Annotated in this window: 2 protein-coding genes; one reads left to right on the forward strand and one right to left on the reverse strand. The window is 24.2% G+C overall.

Annotated features, from left to right (window positions below; translation table 11 throughout):
* Nucleotides 1-648 (reverse strand): M56 family metallopeptidase (locus tag CD147_RS11915; protein ID WP_276308081.1); only part of this gene is annotated, 648 nt, incomplete at its 3' end.
* A gap of 106 nt (nucleotides 649-754) precedes the next feature.
* On the opposite strand from CD147_RS11915, the gene CD147_RS11920 reads away from it, so the two are divergent.
* On the forward strand, nucleotides 755-1,166 hold a 412-nt coding region (locus tag CD147_RS11920; protein WP_169926905.1), incomplete at its 3' end, for a serine hydrolase.

Genomic DNA, 1,166 nt, shown 5'->3' on the forward strand with positions numbered 1-1,166 from the left:
GATAATTAAATGCAAAGTATCTCTGTTTTTAGCATGAGCATACTCGTGCAATATTATATATTTTAGTTTTTTGTCATTTATACTTTTAAAATATAAACTGGGAATCAAAATAATATATTTTCCATACCAAAAAGTTATTGGAGAATGAATAGATTCTGCTTTTCGAATCACAATATTTCTTTTATATTGATGATTGAAAAGTATCTTGTTTATTTTATCTTTTTCTTTTTCATTTAGATAAAGTGACTGTTTCTTTAAATACTTAAGATATAATAAAGAATTTAAAAATTTAAAACTTAAAATAATAACTAAAACTATCCAAATAACTGTGCAGATATTATCTATTGAATCCCAATTAAACTTATGGATGTCTGTTGTAAACTCATGAACAGGTTTAGTGGTATTTATGTTAGGATTCAAATTGTGTGAATTACTTTCAACTGTGGGCTCTTGATTATTCAAATTATTAAATTTAAAAAAAGAGAATTTAATAGGGATGAAAGGAATTAATCCTGCAAGAAGAGTTAGATACCAAACTTTATAATTTAACATATAATTAAAATAGCGTTTTAATATGTACCTAAAAAATAATAACAATAGAAATATAAAACAAAAGCTTACTATGCTCATTATTAATAACTTAGCCATTTCAACACCTTCTTTCAAATATTTATAATAAACTATTGACGCGAATATTACAATTGTAATATTATTGATTTATAGAAATTACAACTGTAATATTGGAGGGTATATTTTGAAAAAGTTAATACTTTTAATTGCAATTGCTTTAGTTTTAAGTGCATGTAATTCAACCAGTTCACATGCTAAAGAGTTAAATAATTTAGAAAAGAAATATAATGCTAATATTGGTGTCTATGCATTAGATACTAAAAGTGGTAAGGAAGTAAAATTTAATGCCGATAAGAGATTTGCCTATGCTTCAACTTCAAAAGCGATAAATAGTGCTATTTTGTTAGAACAAGTACCTTATAATAAGTTAAATAAAAAAGTACATATTAACAAAGATGATATAGTTGCTTATTCTCCTATTTTAGAAAAATATGTAGGAAAAGATATCACTTTAAAAGAACTTATTGAGGCTTCAATGAAGTATAGTGATAATACAGCAAACAATAAAATTATAAACCTGTCTCTTATACACATCT

Origin of the sequence: Staphylococcus devriesei, from assembly GCF_002902625.1 — a bacterium.
In the GTDB taxonomy this organism is placed as follows: domain Bacteria; phylum Bacillota; class Bacilli; order Staphylococcales; family Staphylococcaceae; genus Staphylococcus; species Staphylococcus devriesei.